Annotated in this window: 14 protein-coding genes and 1 pseudogene; 12 read left to right on the forward strand and 3 right to left on the reverse strand. The window is 40.6% G+C overall.

The window, feature by feature from the left end; genetic code table 11:
* Positions 1 to 7: 7 nt before the first annotated feature.
* Both P20439_RS09160 and P20439_RS09165 read left to right on the forward strand, forming a co-directional pair.
* A complete protein-coding gene (locus P20439_RS09160) occupies positions 8 to 3,124 on the forward strand; it encodes an efflux RND transporter permease subunit (RefSeq protein ID WP_008466327.1) in 3,117 nt (1,038 codons plus the stop codon).
* Between the two features lie 144 nt (positions 3,125 to 3,268).
* Positions 3,269 to 3,724: a hypothetical protein gene (locus P20439_RS09165; protein WP_008466330.1), complete on the forward strand. Its 456-nt coding sequence runs from the start codon at positions 3,269 to 3,271 to the stop codon at positions 3,722 to 3,724.
* 70 nt (positions 3,725 to 3,794) lie between these two features.
* Here the strand turns inward: P20439_RS09165 and P20439_RS09170 are convergent, their stop codons facing one another.
* Positions 3,795 to 4,301 (reverse strand): glycine cleavage system protein R, encoded by a 507-nt coding sequence (locus P20439_RS09170; protein ID WP_008466332.1) that lies wholly within the window; start codon positions 4,299 to 4,301, stop codon positions 3,795 to 3,797.
* Between the two features lie 423 nt (positions 4,302 to 4,724).
* On the opposite strand from P20439_RS09170, the gene P20439_RS09175 reads away from it, so the two are divergent.
* The 7 genes and pseudogenes from P20439_RS09175 (at position 4,725) to P20439_RS09205 (ending at position 13,351) form a co-directional block, all read left to right on the forward strand.
* Positions 4,725 to 6,959 (forward strand): ABC transporter permease subunit, encoded by a 2,235-nt coding sequence (locus P20439_RS09175; protein ID WP_036933415.1) that lies wholly within the window; start codon positions 4,725 to 4,727, stop codon positions 6,957 to 6,959.
* A 15-nt stretch (positions 6,960 to 6,974) separates the two neighbouring features.
* The gene (pstA, locus tag P20439_RS09180) at positions 6,975 to 8,624 is read left to right on the forward strand and encodes a phosphate ABC transporter permease PstA (RefSeq protein ID WP_008466335.1); all 1,650 of its coding nucleotides are present in this window, start codon (positions 6,975 to 6,977) and stop codon (positions 8,622 to 8,624) included.
* 19 nt (positions 8,625 to 8,643) lie between these two features.
* A pseudogene (gene pstB / locus P20439_RS09185) lies at positions 8,644 to 9,470 on the forward strand (phosphate ABC transporter ATP-binding protein PstB).
* A gap of 44 nt (positions 9,471 to 9,514) precedes the next feature.
* Complete coding sequence (gene phoU / locus P20439_RS09190; RefSeq protein WP_008466339.1) at positions 9,515 to 10,216, forward strand: phosphate signaling complex protein PhoU; 702 nt, start codon at positions 9,515 to 9,517, stop codon at positions 10,214 to 10,216.
* A 150-nt stretch (positions 10,217 to 10,366) separates the two neighbouring features.
* Positions 10,367 to 11,044: a TIGR00153 family protein gene (locus P20439_RS09195; RefSeq protein ID WP_036933418.1), complete on the forward strand. Its 678-nt coding sequence runs from the start codon at positions 10,367 to 10,369 to the stop codon at positions 11,042 to 11,044.
* A gap of 39 nt (positions 11,045 to 11,083) precedes the next feature.
* Positions 11,084 to 12,352, forward strand: coding sequence for an inorganic phosphate transporter (locus P20439_RS09200; protein ID WP_008466343.1), 1,269 nt, complete (start codon positions 11,084 to 11,086; stop codon positions 12,350 to 12,352).
* An 81-nt stretch (positions 12,353 to 12,433) separates the two neighbouring features.
* Positions 12,434 to 13,351, forward strand: a complete 918-nt coding sequence (locus P20439_RS09205; RefSeq protein ID WP_008466345.1) for a hydrogen peroxide-inducible genes activator — start codon at positions 12,434 to 12,436, stop codon at positions 13,349 to 13,351.
* Between the two features lie 47 nt (positions 13,352 to 13,398).
* Here the strand turns inward: P20439_RS09205 and P20439_RS09210 are convergent, their stop codons facing one another.
* Complete coding sequence (locus P20439_RS09210; protein ID WP_008114823.1) at positions 13,399 to 13,602, reverse strand: hypothetical protein; 204 nt, start codon at positions 13,600 to 13,602, stop codon at positions 13,399 to 13,401.
* A gap of 186 nt (positions 13,603 to 13,788) precedes the next feature.
* On the reverse strand, positions 13,789 to 16,320 hold the full coding sequence (locus tag P20439_RS09215) for an EAL domain-containing protein (RefSeq protein ID WP_008466347.1): 2,532 nt from the start codon (positions 16,318 to 16,320) through the stop codon (positions 13,789 to 13,791).
* A gap of 461 nt (positions 16,321 to 16,781) precedes the next feature.
* Between P20439_RS09215 and queA the strand changes: the two genes are divergently transcribed.
* The 3 genes from queA to yajC all read left to right on the forward strand — a co-directional run bounded on the left by queA (position 16,782) and on the right by yajC (position 19,442).
* Positions 16,782 to 17,813: a tRNA preQ1(34) S-adenosylmethionine ribosyltransferase-isomerase QueA gene (gene queA / locus P20439_RS09220; protein WP_008466350.1), complete on the forward strand. Its 1,032-nt coding sequence runs from the start codon at positions 16,782 to 16,784 to the stop codon at positions 17,811 to 17,813.
* Positions 17,814 to 17,952: 139 nt separating this feature from the next.
* Positions 17,953 to 19,080, forward strand: a complete 1,128-nt coding sequence (tgt, locus tag P20439_RS09225) for a tRNA guanosine(34) transglycosylase Tgt (protein ID WP_008114828.1) — start codon at positions 17,953 to 17,955, stop codon at positions 19,078 to 19,080.
* Between the two features lie 26 nt (positions 19,081 to 19,106).
* Complete coding sequence (gene yajC / locus P20439_RS09230) at positions 19,107 to 19,442, forward strand: preprotein translocase subunit YajC (RefSeq protein WP_008114830.1); 336 nt, start codon at positions 19,107 to 19,109, stop codon at positions 19,440 to 19,442.
* The last annotated feature ends 16 nt before the right edge of the window (positions 19,443 to 19,458 follow it).

Below are 19,458 nucleotides of genomic sequence, written 5' to 3' on the forward strand. Positions count from 1 at the left end.
AGTGGTTATGATTACTGCAATTATTCGCTGGTCTGTTGTTAATCGTTTTTTTGTACTGTTACTGACCGCAATACTTATTGGTGGCGGCTTGTATGCTGTAAAAAACACCCCAGTAGATGCCTTACCCGATTTATCTGATGTACAGGTTATTGTTAAAACATCTTACCCTGGGCAAGCGCCGCAAGTAGTGCAAGATCAGGTCACATTTCCTATAACCACGGCGATGTTATCGGTACCAGGGGCGCAAACAGTACGCGGTTTTTCGTTTTTTGGTGACTCCTACGTGTACGTTATTTTTGACGAAGACACCGATTTATACTGGGCGCGAAGTCGTGTTCAAGAATATTTAAGTCAAGTATCTGCGCGTTTACCCAATACGGCAATTGCAGAGCTTGGCCCCGATGCCACAGGAGTTGGTTGGGTGTATTTATATGCACTCACTGATACCACAGGTAAGCATGACCTAAGCCAGCTACGCAGTTTACAAGATTGGTTTTTAAAGTTTGAACTGCAAACTGTGCCTGGTGTATCCGAAGTAGCATCAGTAGGTGGCATGGTGAAACAATACCAAGTTAACGTACAGCCCGATAAGTTACGTGCTTATGGTATTCCGCTAAGCCTTATTCAAACTGCCATTAAGCAAGGCAACCAAGAAATGGGGGCATCAGTTGTTGAAATGGCAGAAGCCGAATACATGGTTACCAGCACTGGTTATGTAAAAAGTGTGGCTGATTTAGAAGCGATTCCTTTAGGTATAAACGCTAACGGTACTGCACTACAGTTACGTGATGTTGCTAATGTGCGTTTAGGTCCTCAAATGCGCCGTGGTGTTGCCGAGCTTAACGGCGAAGGCGAAGTGGCTGGTGGCGTAGTGGTTATGCGCTTTGGTGAAAACGCCCAAAAAACCATAGAACTCGTCAAAGCTAAATTGGAGTCTCTTAAAAAAGGGCTACCAGAGGGGGTTGAAATTGTACCTGTGTACGATCGCTCTCACTTAATAAAAGACGCAGTTGATAACCTCACCTCTAAATTGACGGAAGAACTTATTGTAGTGGCTTTAGTGTGTGTGGTGTTTTTATTTCATGTACGCTCATCGCTGGTGGCTATTATTACCTTACCGTTAGGCATACTCACCGCTTTTATTATGATGTATTGGCAGGGGATTAACGCCAATATCATGTCATTAGGCGGGATTGCTATAGCGATTGGTGCTATGACCGATGGTGCGATTGTGATGATTGAAAACATGCACAAGCACATGGAGAAAAAACCGCTAACAGATGAAAACCGTTGGCAAGTGGTGATTGATTCTGCCAGTGAAGTAGGGCCTGCGTTATTTTTTAGCTTATTAATAATTACAGTGAGCTTTATGCCGGTATTTATTTTAGAAGCTCAGGAAGGACGAATGTTTGCGCCATTGGCTTACACAAAAACCTATGCAATGGCGGCCTCTGCCGGCTTAGCAATTACCTTAGTACCCGTACTGATGGGGTACTTTATTCGCGGTAAGGTGATATCTGAAAATAAAAATCCAGTTAACCGTTTACTGGTAAATAGTTATAAGCCGCTGTTAAATCTAGTATTAAAATTTCCGAAAAGTACCTTGCTGATTGCGCTAGTTATCACTTTAATGGGCTTTTATCCGATAAATAAAATAGGCAGTGAATTTATTCCACCTCTTGATGAGGGGGATCTGATGTATATGCCGACTACTTATCCAGGAATTTCAATAGGTAAGGCGCGCGAGCTATTGCAGCAAACCGATAAATTGATTGCCACTGTGCCCGAGGTGAAAACCGTATTTGGTAAAATTGGACGAGCGGAAACGGCAACTGATCCGGCACCACTGACCATGATTGAAACCTTCATACAGTTTAAGCCTAAAGATCAGTGGCGCGAAGGCATGACCACTGAAAAACTCAAACAAGAGCTGGATGCTTTAGTTAAGTTTCCTGGGCTGACTAACGCTTGGGTAATGCCAATTAAAACGCGGATAGATATGTTGGCTACAGGGATTAAAACCCCTGTGGGTATAAAAGTAGCGGGGCCAAATTTGAATGAGATTCAAAAAATAGGTCAACAAATAGAGATATTACTTAAAGATCTTCCCGGTACGGCGTCTGTTTACTCAGAGCGTGTAGCGGGTGGGCGTTATATTAAGGTAGATATTAACCGTGAAAAAGCAGCGCGCTACAGTTTAAATATTGCTGATGTGCAACAAGTAGTCGCAACCGCTATTGGTGGCATGAACGTGACTGAAACGGTTGAGGGTCAAGAGCGCTACCCGGTTAATATTCGTTATCCGCAAGCGTACCGTGACTCCCCCGAAGAACTGATGCTTTTACCTATAGTTACTCCAACGGGGCAACGAATTGCACTTGCTGATGTGGCGGATGTATTTATTAGTGATGGTCCGCCTGGCATAAAAAGTGAAAATGCCCGTTTAAATGGTTGGAGCTTTATTGATATTAAAGATACTGATATTGGTAGCTATGTAGCAAATGCTCAACAATTATTGAATGAGCAGCTTATTTTACCTGCTGGATACTCTATAACTTGGGCTGGGCAATACGAATACATGGAGCGCGCTAAAGCTAAACTGAGTTATGTGTTGCCGTTAACCTTAGCCATTATTGTAGTGCTGCTTTATCTTAACTTTAGAAGCTTCACCGAGGTATTTATCATTATGGCGACTTTACCACTAGCAATGATAGGTGGCATTTGGCTAATGTACTTAGAAGGCTTTAACTTCTCTGTTGCTGTGGGGGTCGGCTTTATTGCCCTTGCAGGGGTAGCTGTTGAAATTGGCGTTATAATGTTGGTGTATTTAAACCAAGCTTATAAAGCGCAGGTAGAGGCCGCTTCTCAAGTGGGAAAAAGCTTGAGTATTGAGCAGCTTAAGCATGCCATATTAGAAGGCGCCGGTTTACGTGTTCGCCCGGTAATGATGACGGTAGCAACCATAGTAATTGGCCTATTACCTGTATTATATGGCACCGGCACGGGGAGTGAAGTAATGAGCCGTATAGCGGCACCTATGGTCGGTGGTATGTTCAGTGCTATTATTTTAACACTGCTGGTGTTGCCTGCGGTGTATTTATTGTGGCGAAAGCGAAACCTATAATATTTACATTGGTTGTGTAACTTGTACTGAAAATATCAGTACAAGTTAGGCAACCTTTTCTTTATCTACTGATTTTATTGTGTTTTTTATTGGCATGATTCACGCATCTATTTAATCATTAGGGTTAAAAAGTAAGGAACGCACATGCAAGTAAAAACAATTCAAGAAGTGTTCGATTGGACCGTTCAATTTCATACACAAATGGCGGCTAATTTCTTTAGTGTTAGGGAGTTAATGGGTGAGCGAAATGTGGCGCTGGCTGATTATTGTGTTGATTATGAAAAAAAGCTCGCAGAGGATTTAATTGGATTCAAGGCAATCAGCGAAATTAATACCTTAAACACCTACTGTTATGAATACTTTTTAGAAAATAACGAGATTGTTCAATTTACTGATTTAGACCGAGACCAAGATCTTAATGCACAAGCGATTCAAGAATACTTATCTACGCAGCATCAAAAAGTGCTGGATGTTTATAGTTACTTATCGGATAAGGCTCAATCGCCCGAGGCGCAAGAAAAGTTAAATCAGCTTCATGAATTAGAAGAGCAAGGTTTGAAGCAAATGATGCAAAGTATTAATCGTCATGCTGATATGTAGTTTTAAGAGTTACTCATAAAAAGGGCGCTATAGTTAGCGCCTTTTTTGTGTTTTGAATTATAAAGCAAATTTAACTTTGTTCTATATCAACCACTAAGTCGCTAGTAATTGATTCAAGTGCGTTAATAACCTCTTCTTTATTCAGTCCGTTAGGTAAGCTCACGGTGGCAACGGCACTAAATATAGGCACTCCCCAGTTTGGCGCACTTTGCTGCCTAGAATTTAAGTTTGTAATATTCGCGCCTTTATGGCGAATAACACTTGCCAGCTCTTGCACTATACCTGGGCGATCATTACCGGTAATCACAAAATTAAGTTGCTCCAGCTCTACAGGCTCAATTTCAATGTTACCCTTTTCAATACGAACATCTAACTTAGGAAGCCCGTTAAGCGCATCTTGAAATGTCTGTAAATGCTCTTCAGCTACTTCAACTTGAATGATGCCTGCAAAGTGACCGAGTAAGTGACTTAAATTACTGCTTAACCAATTGCCGTGGTTTTCCAATATAACCGATGAAATACTTTCTACTAAACCGGGGCGATCTTCCCCTAAAATAGTTATTACCAACTGCTTCATAATAGTTCTCTTTTTTAAGCCCAAATGAAAAAAATAAATGCATAGGCATTAAGTGATGCGATCTAATGTATGTGATTCTAAATGTATGTAAAAGCTAACCACAAAAGGATTGTTACAGCTTAAGAGGTTACTTTATTGTTGTTATATTAGATGCCCATTGAGTATTGTCTTGGATAAATAGTTTGTCCAATTAATAATTGATTTAGTTCATTAATAACGCATAAATAAATACAATTACTACTACAAACAATACTTTAATATTATTTAAAATCGCAATTTAGCCTAAAATCCGCTCATAAAGCTGAAAATTTAATCTGCAAAGATGAACAGACTCTGTATAAGTAAAGAATTATTACGACTGTAACATTACTGTCACTTTGATGAAATATAATGCGCCCAACGTTAAGATATAAGGGTGTTTTGATGACTTCAAATCCGAATAAACCGACTTTTAATACGGATCGAAGCCGTCTATTTAAAGACCGGTTTGCTAAGTTTGGCATAACCGCAGGCGGTATAATGGTATTAATAGCACTGCTATTAATCTTTTTTTACCTTCTTTATGTAGTGCAGCCTATTTTTGAGTCAGCCAAAGTTGAAAAGCGCGCTAGCTTTAATGTTGCTAATACTGAGCAAATAGTAGGGCTTGGTGTTGAAGAGCAAACTGAGGTTGCTTACTTACTTGATAATCAAGGTCAAGTTAACTTCTATAGTGTTGATAAAGCACAGTTTGGTAAAAAACTAAAAACACTTAATGCCACTTTACCCGCGCAGGTAACCAGCTTTGCAAATAGTGCTCCTTTTCAAGGGCATTATGCGTATGGCCTAGAAAACGGCACCGTGACTATTGTCGCACCTAAGTTTTTAGTTACCTTCCCTAATAATGAACGTAAATTAACCCCGCGTTTAGGTTATCCACTGGGGGAAATGGCACTCGAAGTTGATGAGCAAGGTGCCGCTATTAAGCGTTTTGCCTTTAGCCATTATGAAGACAAAACAGCCGTGGTGGCACTTACCGCCGATAAACGAGTGGTATTTAGTAGCTTTGTAGCCGAAGAAAACATGTTTACTGGTGAAGTTGAGTGGCAAGTGGAACGCACTGAACTTAACGTTGATGGTCGCGTAGATGAGCTATTAATGTCGCCAGATACCACCCGTACCTTTGTTCGTTCAGCTAATCAAATTTATGTATTCGATACTCGCTACCCAAGTGAAGTTGAGCAAATTCAATTATTATCTGCCAATGAAGAAAACGCCAATATAGTGTCATCGCAATTATTGGCGGGTGCAAACTCACTGATGTTGGCCAATGATAATGGTGAAATATCGCAGTGGTTTGAAATCAATACAGATTCAGGACGTGAGTTTCAAAAAATCCGTTCATTTGAAACGACTAAGCAAAGTAAGCTGAATATTTTTACCGAGTTTTACCGTCGCACCTTTTTTACAACCGGTCAAAATGGTGAATTAGGGCTTTATTACACAACCAGCGAAGCAAAGTTATGGCAAGGTAAAGTCAGTGACGGTGCAATTGAACAATTTGCTATTGCTCCGCGTTCAAATGCGGCGCTAATTTTAGCTGATAACAAGCTAACGGTTTTAGAAATTCATAACGAGCACCCAGAAGTAACGTGGTCAGCGCTTTGGCAAGAAGTGTGGTACGAAGGCTACCCTGAACCCGGCTATATTTGGCAATCTACTTCTGCCAGTGATGATTTTGAATCGAAATTTTCACTAGTACCTATTTCATTTGGTACTTTAAAAGCAGCGCTTTATGCGATGTTATTTGCAGTACCTATTGCTATATCAGCCGCTATTTATACTGCTTATTTTATGTCGAGCGAATTGCGTCGCGTGGTTAAGCCGACGGTAGAAATAATGGAAGCTCTACCAACGGTTATTCTAGGCTTTTTAGCTGGCTTGTGGTTAGCGCCTTTAATTGAAGAGCACTTGCCGGCTATTGTTGGTTTACTGGTGTTACTGCCATTAGGTATTTTAGCAACGGCGTTAGGCTGGACTAAATTACCTGCGGTTATTCGCCATAAAATTCCTGAAGGTTCACATTCAATTTTACTAATACCTGTGGTGTTATTTATTGGTTGGTTGTCGTTTGCGATGAGCGAAAGTATCGAACTATGGATGTTTGATGGCAATGTGCGTCAATACCTAACCAATGAATTAGGCATGACCTTCGATCAGCGTAATTCATTAGTAGTAGGTATTGCGATGGGCTTTGCGGTTATTCCCACTATTTTCTCAATTGCCGAAGATGCGGTATTTAGTGTGCCTAAGCATTTATCAAATGGCTCGTTAGCGTTAGGTGCAACGCAGTGGCAAACGCTAATTCGCGTGGTGTTACTAACCGCCAGCCCAGGTATTTTCTCTGCGGTAATGATGGGATTAGGCCGTGCCGTAGGCGAAACTATGATTGTACTTATGGCTACCGGTAATACCCCGATTATGGATTGGAGTATTTTCCAAGGCATGCGTACTTTAGCCGCTAATATCGCCGTCGAAATGCCAGAGTCGGAAGTAGGGAGTTCGCATTACCGAATTCTATTCTTAGCCGCCTTTGTATTATTCATATTCACCTTTATTTTCAACACCGTTGCTGAGTTTGTTCGTCAGCAGCTGCGTGAAAAATACAGCTCAATGTAAGTGGAGAAACACGACATGGTAAAGCAGTGGTTTAGGTCTGGTTCTCCTTGGATTTGGATGACCGGTGGTGCTGTCAGCATCAGTTTAATTTCAGTAATTGGTTTACTCGCCATGATTGCATGGAAGGGGTTAAGCTTTTTTTGGCCATCTCAAGTTATGCAGTATGAGCTTGAAGGCTCAATTGCGAAGCAAACCGTTATTGGTGAAATTTATGACCGTGAATTGGTACCTAAGTCGCGTTTAGCGGCAACCGGTATTGATGTTTCTAAATTTGAAAAAGATGAGGTTGAGCGTTTACTAATTAAAACAGGTAACCGTGAGTATGTTGATTTAGATTTTCGCTGGATACTCGAAACCGATATTAAACAAAGTTCAGCACCCAAAGCACTCGCGGTATTCGAGCGCAGTAAAAACGGTAATTTTTACGGGTATGTAGAAAGCGTCATTAAAGACGGTCAGACGGTAACAGCAGATAAAGTAGAAACCTTACATGACCTTGTAGAGCGTGCAGTCGACTTAAATGACGAAGCGCTTGATTTACAAAATGGCGACATAGGACATATAAACTATGAGCTAGAGCGTTTACGTTTACAAGAAAAAGCCTACTTGCTTGATAACGAGCTAACTGACGAGCGTGTTGCTGAGCTTGCTCAAGCGCGTGCTGATTTACGTGCACAATATGGTGAATTAGAAAAAGAGCTATTCGCACTGCGTAAACAAGCTAAACGTGATCAAGTAACCGTAAAAGATATGCGTGGTGAGGTTGTTACTATCCCGCTTTATCAAGTGTTGGATGTATGGTTTCCAAACGATATGGGCTTTTTTGCTAAACTAGGTCATTACTTTGTGCAGTTAGGTAAGTTTGTTGCAGATGACCCACGTGAAGCTAATACCGAAGGCGGCGTATTTCCTGCTATTTTTGGTACGGTATTTATGGTGATGTTAATGGCTGTGATTGTAACGCCATTTGGCGTGGTTGCTGCTATTTACTTACATGAATATGCAGCCAAAAATGCAATTACTAAAATGATCCGTATTGCGGTTATTAACTTGGCGGGTGTTCCGTCTATTGTATACGGTGTATTTGGCTTAGGTTTCTTTGTTTATATGGTTGGTGGTAGTGTTGACCAATTATTTTATCCAGAGTCATCGCCTACCCCTGTGTTTGGTACCCCAGGTGTTTTATGGTCAGCACTTACCTTGGCGATATTAACGTTGCCAGTAGTGATAGTGTCTACCGAAGAAGGTTTATCTCGTATTCCAAGCACGGTCCGTGATGGTTCGCTAGCACTGGGCGCGACTAAGGTAGAAACGCTATGGCGAATCATAATTCCTATGGCCAGTCCTGCAATTATGACGGGTTTAATTTTAGCGGTTGCTCGTGCAGCGGGTGAGGTTGCACCACTTATGCTGGTGGGTGTGGTAAAAATGGCGCCAACGCTGCCGCTTGATGGTAACTTCCCATATATACATTTAGACAGAAAATTCATGCACTTAGGTTTTCATATTTACGATGTTGGCTTTCAAAGCCCGAACGTTGAAGCGGCGCGTCCGCTGGTATATGCAACGGCCTTTTTGTTAGTGTCGGTTATTATTACCCTTAACATCACCGCCATTGGTATACGTAACCATTTACGTGAAAAATTCAGATCGCTTGAGCATTAATTTAGTATAGGTAACAAACATGATTACAGTCGCTCCAAAAGTAAACCAAGCAAAGCCAAGCTTGAAGTTAGATTTAAATAATTTAACAGACGAACAAAAAGCGCTAGAAATTAAAGATCTCGACCTTTACTACGGTGATAAACAAGCACTGAGTAAAGTAAATATGAATATTCCTAAAGGCCAAGTAACGGCATTTATCGGCCCGTCGGGTTGTGGTAAATCAACCTTATTACGTTGTATTAACCGCATGAACGACTTGGTAGATATTTGTCGTATTGAAGGCGAAATCATGCTGCATGGGCAAAATATTTACGATAAAAGCGTTGATGTTGCAGCGCTTCGCCGTAATGTTGGCATGGTGTTCCAGCGCCCAAACCCATTTCCAAAATCAATTTATGAGAATGTGGTATATGGTCTTCGCCTGCAAGGCATTAAAGAAAAGCGTAAGCTTGATGAAGTGGTCGAGCAATCGCTTCGCGGTGCAGCTCTTTGGGATGAAGTAAAAGATAGACTTCACGATAGCGCATTTGGTTTATCGGGCGGTCAGCAGCAACGTTTAGTGATTGCTCGCTCTATTGCGATTGAGCCAGAGGTATTACTGCTTGATGAGCCAACATCAGCACTGGATCCGATTTCAACGTTAGTAATCGAAGAACTAATTAATGATTTAAAGAATAAATTTACTGTGGTTATTGTTACTCACAACATGCAACAAGCAGCTCGTGTTTCTGATCAAACAGCGTTTATGTATATGGGGGAGCTGATTGAGTATTCAGATACCAATACCTTGTTTACAACGCCTACAAAGAAAAAACGGAAGATTATATTACCGGTCGCTACGGCTAGTCGGATTAAAACGCGAAAGCAATAAATTATTAAAGAAGGTCATTATGGAACACAACATTAATAAACATATTTCTGGTCGTTTTAATCAAGAACTAGAAGATGTGCGAAACCATGTACTGAGTATGGGTGGGTTGGTTGAGCAGCAACTAAATAGTGCCCTTGACGCGGTAAGTCAAAACGATGCGGTACTAGCACAAAAAGTGCGTGAGAATGATTATAAAGTTAATGCAATGGAAGTGAGTATTGATGAAGACTGTACTCGCATTATCGCGCGTCGTCAGCCAGCTGCTAGCGACCTGCGTTTAGTGGTGGCAATTGCAAAAACCATTGCCGATTTAGAGCGAATTGGTGATGAAGCTAAGCGAATTGCTAAAGTTGCACTAGACTCATTTACTAAGGATCAACAAGATTTATTAGTAAATATCGAAAATATGGGACGCCAAGTATCTAAAATGTTGCATGACGTTTTAGATGCATTTGCACGTATGGATGTGCAACGTGCATTTGAAGTGCATAAAGAGGATGCCAAAGTGGATAGGGAATATGAAGCAATCACCCGTCAAATAATGACTTACATGATGGAAGATCCGCGCTCAATTCCAAAAATTATGGATTTAGTATGGTCTGTTCGCTCATTAGAGCGCATTGGTGATCGCTGTCAAAACATCGCTGAATATATTATCTATTTTGTAAATGGAAAAGATATTCGTCATACATCTCAAGAAGATATAGAGAAGTCTTTGTAATTTTGAACCATCATCCTTTTTAATTATAGGGATGAATATTCATTTTTCTTTTAGTCTGCTGGTCATTGAGCAATAAAAAGCGTTCACAATCGAGCTTAATGCTGTAAAATTCACGCTGATCAGCATACTAAATTGATTTAAGGGTCAGTTATGCATACAAACGCGTTTCTAGGAGTATTTGCAAAATCTCCTATAAAACCAATGGAAGAACATATCCGAAAGGTTCATCAAGCTAGTAAAACCTTGATACCTTTTTTCAATCACGTTTTTAAAGAAGAATGGCAACAAGCTGAAGAGCTACGTTTAACTATTCGAAACTTAGAGCGTGAAGCCGATGAAATGAAAAGAAACATACGCCTACAATTACCGCGTGGATTATTCATGCCGGTAGAGCGTACAGATCTGCTCGAATTAGTAACCCAACAAGACAAAATTGCTAATAAAGCAAAAGACATTGCTGGGCGCGTAATTGGTCGTGAGATGATCATACCAAAAGAGATTCAAGAAGACTTTTTGGCATATGTAACTCGTTGTGTAGATGCAACTAAACAAGCATCTAAAGCGATTAATGAATTAGAAGAATTGTTAGAAACAGGCTTTAAAGGCAGAGAAGTAACTCTGGTTGAAAAAATGCTTGTTGAATTGGATGCCATAGAACAAGACACGGATGAAATGCAAATTAAAATACGCCGTCAACTACGTAAAGTAGAAGATGGGCTAAACCCAGTTGATGTAATGTTTTTATACAAAATCATTGAATGGGTTGGCGAGCTTGCAGATATTGCAGAGCGCGTAGGATCACGTCTTGAGCTGATGTTAGCTCGTTAATTTAAAATCAGTTCAAACACGAAAGATTAAGGTTACACAATGGATATCATTGCATCTTACGGCACGGTATTAATTTTAATTGCCGCAGCAGTCGGCTTTTTTATGGCTTATGGTATTGGCGCAAACGACGTTGCCAATGCGATGGGTACATCGGTGGGTTCAAAAGCACTTACCATTAAACAAGCGATTTTTATCGCGATGATTTTTGAATTCGCAGGTGCTTATTTAGCAGGGGGTGAAGTAACATCAACAATTCGTAAAGGGATTATTGATGCGACCCCATTTGCTGACATTCCTGAACTGATGGTTTTAGGTATGATCGCCTCTTTATTCGCCGCTGGCAGTTGGTTATTAATGGCCTCGTTTTTAGGTTGGCCGGTATCGACGACTCATTCAATCATTGGCGCTATCATTGGTTTTGCTCTTGTTGCAGTAGGCACAGAGGCTATTCAATGGGGTAAGGTTGCCGGTATCGTAGGTAGCTGGATTGTAACGCCGGCGATATCTGGTTTTATAGCGTACTTAATATTTATGAGTGCGCAAAAGCTGATTTTTGACACCGATGCTCCACTTAAAAATGCAAAGCGCTTTGTACCAATATACATGGGTTTAGCTGGCTTTATTATGGCACTTGTGACCATTAAAAAAGGCTTAAAGCACATTGGTATTAATTTAGGTACATTTGAAGGTTTTGCTATTTCTATTGGTATAGCGGTACTAGTTGCTGTTATTGGTAAAATTGCTATTTCTCGTTTAAATATCGATCCTAAAGCGGATAGAGAAATGCAGTTTAACAATGTAGAAAAAGTGTTTGCGGTACTTATGGTGCTAACTGCTTGTTGTATGGCATTTGCTCATGGTTCTAACGACGTTGCTAACGCAATTGGACCTCTAGCTGCTGTTGTAAACATTGTTGAAAACAATGGTGAAATTGCTAAAAAGGCGGCTATCGCTTGGTGGATATTACCACTAGGTGGTTTAGGTATTGTTGCCGGTCTTGCTATTTTAGGTAAAAAAGTAATTAAAACCATTGGTGAAGGTATTACCCATTTAACACCAAGTCGTGGTTTTGCTGCTGAATTAGCCGCGGCCTCTACGGTTGTTATTGCATCGGGCACAGGCTTACCTATCTCAACCACACAAACCCTAGTGGGCGCTGTGTTGGGCGTAGGTATGGCACGTGGTATTGCCGCACTTAACATGGGTGTAATAAGAAATATTGTAGTTTCTTGGGTAATTACATTGCCAGTTGGTGCTGCCCTTGCTATTGTTATTTTCTACGTACTAAGAACCGCTTTTGGGGTTTAATAAAAAGTACTTAAAAGATTTTTAGCTTGAAAAGATCTCAACGCCCTTGGTGTTGGGGTCTTTTTATTTGTGGAAAGAAAAATGACCAATCTCCCTAGTATTAAACAGCTGCAGTATTTATTAGCTGTGCATCAACATCAACATTTTGGCCGAGCAGCCAGTGCTTGTTTTATCGGTCAGTCTACGCTGAGTACAGCGATTCAAAACCTAGAAGAAACTTTAGGATGTCAGCTTATAGAGCGAGAAAATCGCAGCCTAATGTTTACCACCATTGGTGAAGAGGTGGTTGAGCGTTCAAGAAAAATAATCAACGATACAATTAGTTTAAAAGAGTTAACTAAAAGCTTTTTAACACCGCTTAGTGGTACATTAACGGTGGGTGTTATTCCTACTATAGCCAGCTTTATCGCAGCGCCTTTATATCATTTTTGTCAGCAAACATTTGTAGATTTAGAGTTGGTATTAATTGAAGACACCAGCGACAAGCTTCTCGACAAGTTAGAACATGGGCAAATTGATTTAGCATTATTAGCGCTGCCCTACGAAACCGATAAATTTCATACCCAAGTATTAGCACAAGATCACTTTAGCTTAGTGCATCATAAAGATTACATGCCAGCTAAAGGTATTGAAGACTTTAATTTACTACCAGAAGCCAGTGTATTCTTGCTTGAGCGAGAGCACTGTATGACAGGGCATGCGCTTAGTGCGTGTCATTTAAACCGCTCTAGTTGTATAAACCCCTTTGAGGCGGCTAGCCTTCATACCTTATTGAGTATGGTTGAGTATAAACTTGGCGTGACGTTTTTACCGCAAATGGCAATTAACGCGGGTATTTTAGAGAACAAAGATATGCTTGCTACACCATCGCAAGGTGATGCCTATCGTGATATTGGTGTATTGTGGCGCAAAACAACGGGGCGCATTCGTGACTTTAAATTGTTTAGCCAACAATTAGAGGTTTTTTTGAAAAAGCAGTGCAGTGTTGATTTTAAATAGGTAAAAAAAAGCGTATTTTAATTAATACGCTAAATAACACGGGGGAATTAAAGTGGCTGCTTGTGCTGGCCGTGATAGCTTTCTAGCGGCGGTAAAAATAGTAAGTAAACCCAAACAACTACATTAAAGTAAGGGACTAGCCCAAGCACTGTAAAGGTTTTTACAGGGTAACCCTTGATCTGAGCATATTTGTAACATTGAAGCGCAATAGCAAAGTGTATAAACAATAATAACGTGATTAGTTGCGTCATAAACATCCTCCTTATGCCCTATGTCCACCTTTAAAAGTATAGACATCTAGACGATAAGAAATAAAGATGTCATGTAAAATCAAGGTAATCACTTAATTTTCATGACATTGTGCTGCCGATAAGCAAAGTATAGGTTAGATAGGCAAATTTGAAAGTAATAAATTGCTTAAATTTGTTTATTAATGTTTATAGTGACGTGAGGGTGTCTTGATAAAAAATAGGATTATTTTTTATTTTTTCTAACTCAATCAGTACCTTGTCAATAGGTACAGGGCGAGCAATAAAGTAACCTTGCCCGTAGTCGATACCAATTTCTTTAAGTGCAAAAAACACTTCTGCGGTTTCAACATATTCGGCTACAGAGCGCTTATCTAGTGAGCGACTGATGTCATTTATGGCCTTTACTAGCGCTAAATCAATGGAGTCATTAAGCATATCGCGAACAAATGAGCCGTCAATTTTTACGTGTTGAGCTGGTAATTGTTTAAGGTAATTAAAAGTACTGAAGCCGGTGCCAAAGTCATCAATTGAAAAGTGGCAGCCTAAATTATTTAGCCGCTCAATCATTTTACGCGTCGCCGCTAAATTATTAATACTGGCCGACTCGGTTATTTCAAAAATAATTTTCGCCGGAGATACTTGATACTTCTCAAGGGTCGACTCTATTAATGGCAATAAACGCTCATCTAAAAATGACTGTGCCGATAAGTTTATTGCAATCTGAAGAAGTTCTGGATGTGCAGCAACACTCGCAATGCTGTTACGAATAACACATTGGTCCATTAAAAAGGTATCGTTAAGCATTTCCAATGAGGGAATAAATTGATTTGGGTAAATAAGCTCGCCATCGAGTTTTAACCTTAGCAGTACTTCAAAGTAGGCAACTTGATTGGTTTTAAAATCCCAAATGGGTTGGTAATGAAGCTCTATGCTGTCTTGTTGGAGTGCTTGGCGTACTCCATGACCCCACTCTAAACCCGTTTGCAGCGCATTGTTTTCACCATCTTGTTTTGAATAGCAATGTACTAGGTTACGGCCTAAATTTTTAGCAATATACAACGCAATATCTGACTGCTTTAAGCATTCATTTGGATCGCAGTTATCAGCAGTGATTTGGGTTAAACCAATAGAGCAACTAATTGAATAGATTTGCTCTTCAGATTTAAATTGGTTGCCTTCAATGGCACTACAAATCCCTTCTGCGATTAAATGGGCATCCAATAAATTGGTATTTTTAAGTATCACCGCAAACTCATCACCACCGACACGGCAGATCAGATGCTCATTACTAATATTGGCAATAAATAGCTGCGCTACTTCTTTTAAAACAATGTCACCTTGTTGGTGGCCTTTACTGTCATTTATTATTTTAAAGTGGTCAAGGTCAATATAAATAAGCGCATGTTCAATATTTGTATGAGTATTTTCGCTCTGGCAAATATAGTTAAGCTGTTGGTCGAAGTAATAACGATTATGTAGGCCAGTTAAAGTATCATGCAATGCCAAATGGCGTAATTGCAGCTCTGCTTGCTTGCGCTCATGAATATTATCGAGTGTGGCGGTAATGGTAGCGTTGTTGCTGCTATTTTTTATTAACTGAAGCCGACATTCAACCCACACTGAATTACCATTTTTTTGGCTTAGTTTAACTTCTATTTTTTGTTTGTTTGCGCCACCTTGTAAAATATCATCAATCGTCGCTTGTAATGACTGTTGATACTCTGTGGTACAAAATGCAGTGAGTGGTTGTTGTAAGGTCGACTTAACTCCAAAGCCGCTCAGAGATTCCCACGCAGGGTTTATAAAGCGAATATTCCCTTGTTGGTCTAATTCAAGTACAACTGTGTTTAGGTGCAATAAAATACGTTGATGCGCTGAAAATAGGTCGCGATACTTTACTTCACTAATACTTAGCTGCTGTACCTTATTAGCAAATTCAGCATAGCTGACCATAAAGTCTTCACGACGAGCTGCGTGATCACAGACTTTATTTAAAAATGAGGGGTCGTAAGGGGCGCGAATAAAGTCGGTAACGCCTGAAAGTAATAACTGCTCGGCGTAATCGGCATCGTTTTTATCAATAATAGTAACAATGGCTTGCTGAGGGTTATGCTGTAGGATCTTTTCGACTAATTGATTTGAGCTCTCAGCTTGTGCTGCAGTGGCATCAAGTAGCACGATAGCAAACGGCTGCTGATTATAGGCACTGAGCGCGTCTTTTTCGTTAGTAACATGAGTAATTGAAAAGTTAAGCTTTAATTGTTCACTCATGTCGTTTGCTCTGCTGGTAAAGGGTTCTAATAACAACAGGTTTAAGCGACTGCTTTTTTCTAAATGACTCGACAGCACATTTGCTAGTATTTGCGGCAATATATCTTGGCGCTCAAAAGGCAGTACTGCATCAATGCCATAGCTACGCGCGGTGGTTTCAGCGATACGCTCACAATAAATGGGCGGAATTAGCAAAATAGGCGTGTTTTTCGGCGTGTTTAGCAAACCAGAGCGGATCATACGTGAAAACCGCCAACCATCAATTTTACCTACATCTAAGCCGGTTATGATTATATTTACGCTTTGGTTCTTTAAGATTTTTAACGCATCTTGGCTGTCTGAGGCTTCAATAAACTCAAACACACTAAGCCTCTCCAGCGTGGCACGTATAGTCTGGCGCTCATCATTACTTGCATTTAATATTAGCAATTTAAGCTGTTTTGCCACTTAGGTACCACTCCGAGAAATGCAGATAATAATTCAATTAGTAAGAGTAATGATATTTAGCGATAAGAACAAGCGTATTTAACCGCTATTTTAAATGTAGCTCATTGATGGCTAATTAGGGGGAATATAGGGGATATCTTGAGCTTCATTACTAATAGCTAAATACCCAAACCATCTCAAAATGCAGAATTCAGCGCTTCACAGGGGCTTAATATCAAGGCGATACTTTGCAGTAATGGTCGTCCCTTTCAAGAAGTAGCAACGATGAGAGTATGCCCCTGTGAAACGCCCAAGGGTTGGCTTAAAAGCGATTTATACTGCGTTATTGATATTAATAATAGAACCACTATTATTTGCTATCAATGCCTTGCCTAAATCGCTTTTAATTCCGACGACACTCGCATTTTGAGGTGGTTTGGGTATACACTTGGCGCGATTTTAAATGATGTGGAATTCTAACAATGCGCGTAGCTGATTTTAGCTTTGACTTACCTGATGAATTAATTGCTCGTTTTCCTAAAGCAGACAGAACCAGTAGCCGTTTATTGAGCTTAGACGGGCCGAGTGGTGCTGTTGAGCATAAAATATTTAGTGACATTCTTGAGCTTGTAAACGAAAACGACTTACTGGTTTTTAACAACACCAAAGTAATACCTGCGCGTATGTTTGGTCAAAAAGAATCTGGCGGTAAAGTTGAGGTGCTGGTAGAACGCGTATTAGACGAACACCGCGTGCTCGCGCACATTCGCGCTAGTAAATCGCCAAAACCGGGCAATGTGCTCATTTTAGAGGGCAAAGCAAAAGCTATTATGGTGGCACGCCACGATACGTTATTTGAGCTTGAGTTTGACCGCAGTGAAAATGTGCTCGACATTTTAAATGATGTTGGCCATATGCCGCTTCCTCCTTACATTGACCGCCCAGATAACGAAGCGGATCGTGAGCGTTACCAAACAGTATATGGTGAAAAGCCAGGCGCGGTTGCGGCACCAACAGCAGGCCTTCATTTTGACGATAAACTCATGACTGCGCTTAAAGACAAAGGCGTACAAATGGCGTTTGTTACCTTGCATGTTGGTGCAGGTACATTCCAGCCAGTTAGGGTAGAAAGTGTTGATGAGCACATCATGCACTCTGAATATATTGAAGTACCGCAAGATGTGGTGGATGCGGTTGCAAGCACTAAAGCCAAGGGCGGGCGTGTGATTGCGGTAGGTACAACTTCAGTTCGTTCACTTGAGTCGGCAGCAAAAATACATGGCGGCAAGTTAGATACTTACTTTGGTGATACCGATATTTTTATTTTTCCGGGTTATCAATTTAATGTTGTTGATGCCATGGTTACCAACTTCCATTTACCTGAATCAACCCTAATCATGCTGGTCAGTGCCTTTGCAGGGCAAGACAATATTATGGGTGCTTACAATACTGCGATTGAACAACAGTATCGCTTTTTTAGCTATGGCGATGCGATGTTTTTGACCCGTAAATAATTTACAGCGTTATCGGTTTTTATTTTACTCCCAAGCACAGTGAATTTATCACTGCTAATAGTAATAGGGTGGTAAAAAGGGTAGAATCGAGCGGTTAAATTATAGCTTGTTGGACTGTTTTTCCGACACAGAGGATATTATGAAATTTGAATTAGACTGCACCGATGGCAAAGCACGCCGCGGTCGCTTGATTTTTGACCGAGGTGTAATAGAAACACCAGCGTTTATGCCTGTAGGCACTTATGGCACGGTTAAAGGCATGACACCTGATGAAGTTAAAGCAACGGGTGCACAAATCTGTTTAGGCAATACATTTCACTTAATGTTGCGTCCAGGTACTGAAATCATCAAACAGCATGGTGATTTACACGATTTTATGAACTGGGACTTCCCAATTCTTACTGACTCAGGCGGTTTCCAAGTATTTAGCCTTGGCGCAATGCGTAAAATCACTGAAGAAGGCGTAATGTTCCAATCGCCAGTTAATGGTGATCAAATTATGATGTCGCCAGAGAAATCAATGGAAGTGCAGCGTGATCTTGGCTCAGATATCGTGATGATATTTGACGAATGTACGCCATATCCTGCCACTGAAAAAGAAGCCAAAGACTCTATGGAGCTTTCTCTTCGTTGGGCTAAGCGCTCAAAAGAAGGGCATGGCGACAACCCGTCAGCATTGTTTGGTATTATTCAAGGCGGTATGTATCCTGAGCTTCGTGCACAATCACAAGCGGGCCTTGAAGAGATTGGTTTTGATGGCTATGCGCTTGGTGGTTTATCGGTTGGTGAACCTAAAAATGAAATGATTAATATTCTTGATCATTGTGCTTATAAAATGCCAGAAAACAAACCACGTTATTTGATGGGTGTTGGCAAGCCAGAAGACTTAGTTGAGTCGGTTCGTCGTGGTATTGATATGTTTGACTGTGTAATGCCAACGCGTAATGCACGTAATGGTCACTTATTTATTACAACGGGTACCATTAAAATCCGTAACGCAGTGCATAAAACAGATACGGGTCCACTTGATCCAGAGTGTGATTGCCATACCTGTAATAATTATTCGCGCGCCTATTTGCATCATTTAGACAAATGTAACGAAATTTTGGGTGCACGACTAAACACTATCCATAACTTACGATACTATCAACGTGTTATGGAAGGTTTGCGTAATGCTATTAGCGAAGGTCAACTAGAGACATTTGTCCACGATTTTTACGCTCGCCGAGGCCAAGAAGTGCCAGAGCTAGCTGATACAACAAATTAAAATTTAAAAATTAAAGAGGAAGTATTATGAGTTTATTTATTTCAAACGCACATGCAAGCGCTGGCGCACCTGCGGCAGGCGGCGGTATGGAAATGCTAATTATGTTAGCGATTTTTGGTTTGGTTTTTTACTTTTTAATTTACCGCCCGCAAGCAAAGCGTGTAAAAGAGCATAAAAGTTTAATGAGTGCGATGGCAAAAGGCGATGAAGTGCTAACCCAAGGTGGTTTAGTGGGTAAAATCGTAAAAATTGCCGATGATAAAGACTTCATCGTGATCTCATTAAATGAGCAAGCAGAAGTAACAGTACAAAAATCAGCGGTATCTGCTGTATTGCCTAAAGGCACAATGAAGTCGCTATAAAAATAATAAGGACGAC

Origin of the sequence: Pseudoalteromonas sp. BSi20439 (genome assembly GCF_000241165.1) — a bacterium.
Lineage (GTDB): Bacteria > Pseudomonadota > Gammaproteobacteria > Enterobacterales > Alteromonadaceae > Pseudoalteromonas.

Excerpts from the sequence above, each read along its gene's own strand:
- P20439_RS09160 (WP_008466327.1), top strand. The coding sequence starts at position 8 with ATGATTACTGCAATTATTCGCTGGTCTGTTGTTAATCGTTTTTTTGTA.
- P20439_RS09165 (WP_008466330.1), top strand. The coding sequence starts at position 3,269 with ATGCAAGTAAAAACAATTCAAGAAGTGTTCGATTGGACCGTTCAATTT.
- P20439_RS09170 (WP_008466332.1), bottom strand. The coding sequence starts at position 4,301 with ATGAAGCAGTTGGTAATAACTATTTTAGGGGAAGATCGCCCCGGTTTA.
- P20439_RS09175 (WP_036933415.1), top strand. The coding sequence starts at position 4,725 with ATGACTTCAAATCCGAATAAACCGACTTTTAATACGGATCGAAGCCGT.
- pstA (WP_008466335.1), top strand. The coding sequence starts at position 6,975 with ATGGTAAAGCAGTGGTTTAGGTCTGGTTCTCCTTGGATTTGGATGACC.
- phoU (WP_008466339.1), top strand. The coding sequence starts at position 9,515 with ATGGAACACAACATTAATAAACATATTTCTGGTCGTTTTAATCAAGAA.
- P20439_RS09195 (WP_036933418.1), top strand. The coding sequence starts at position 10,367 with ATGCATACAAACGCGTTTCTAGGAGTATTTGCAAAATCTCCTATAAAA.
- P20439_RS09200 (WP_008466343.1), top strand. The coding sequence starts at position 11,084 with ATGGATATCATTGCATCTTACGGCACGGTATTAATTTTAATTGCCGCA.
- P20439_RS09205 (WP_008466345.1), top strand. The coding sequence starts at position 12,434 with ATGACCAATCTCCCTAGTATTAAACAGCTGCAGTATTTATTAGCTGTG.
- P20439_RS09210 (WP_008114823.1), bottom strand. The coding sequence starts at position 13,602 with ATGACGCAACTAATCACGTTATTATTGTTTATACACTTTGCTATTGCG.
- queA (WP_008466350.1), top strand. The coding sequence starts at position 16,782 with ATGCGCGTAGCTGATTTTAGCTTTGACTTACCTGATGAATTAATTGCT.
- tgt (WP_008114828.1), top strand. The coding sequence starts at position 17,953 with ATGAAATTTGAATTAGACTGCACCGATGGCAAAGCACGCCGCGGTCGC.
- yajC (WP_008114830.1), top strand. The coding sequence starts at position 19,107 with ATGAGTTTATTTATTTCAAACGCACATGCAAGCGCTGGCGCACCTGCG.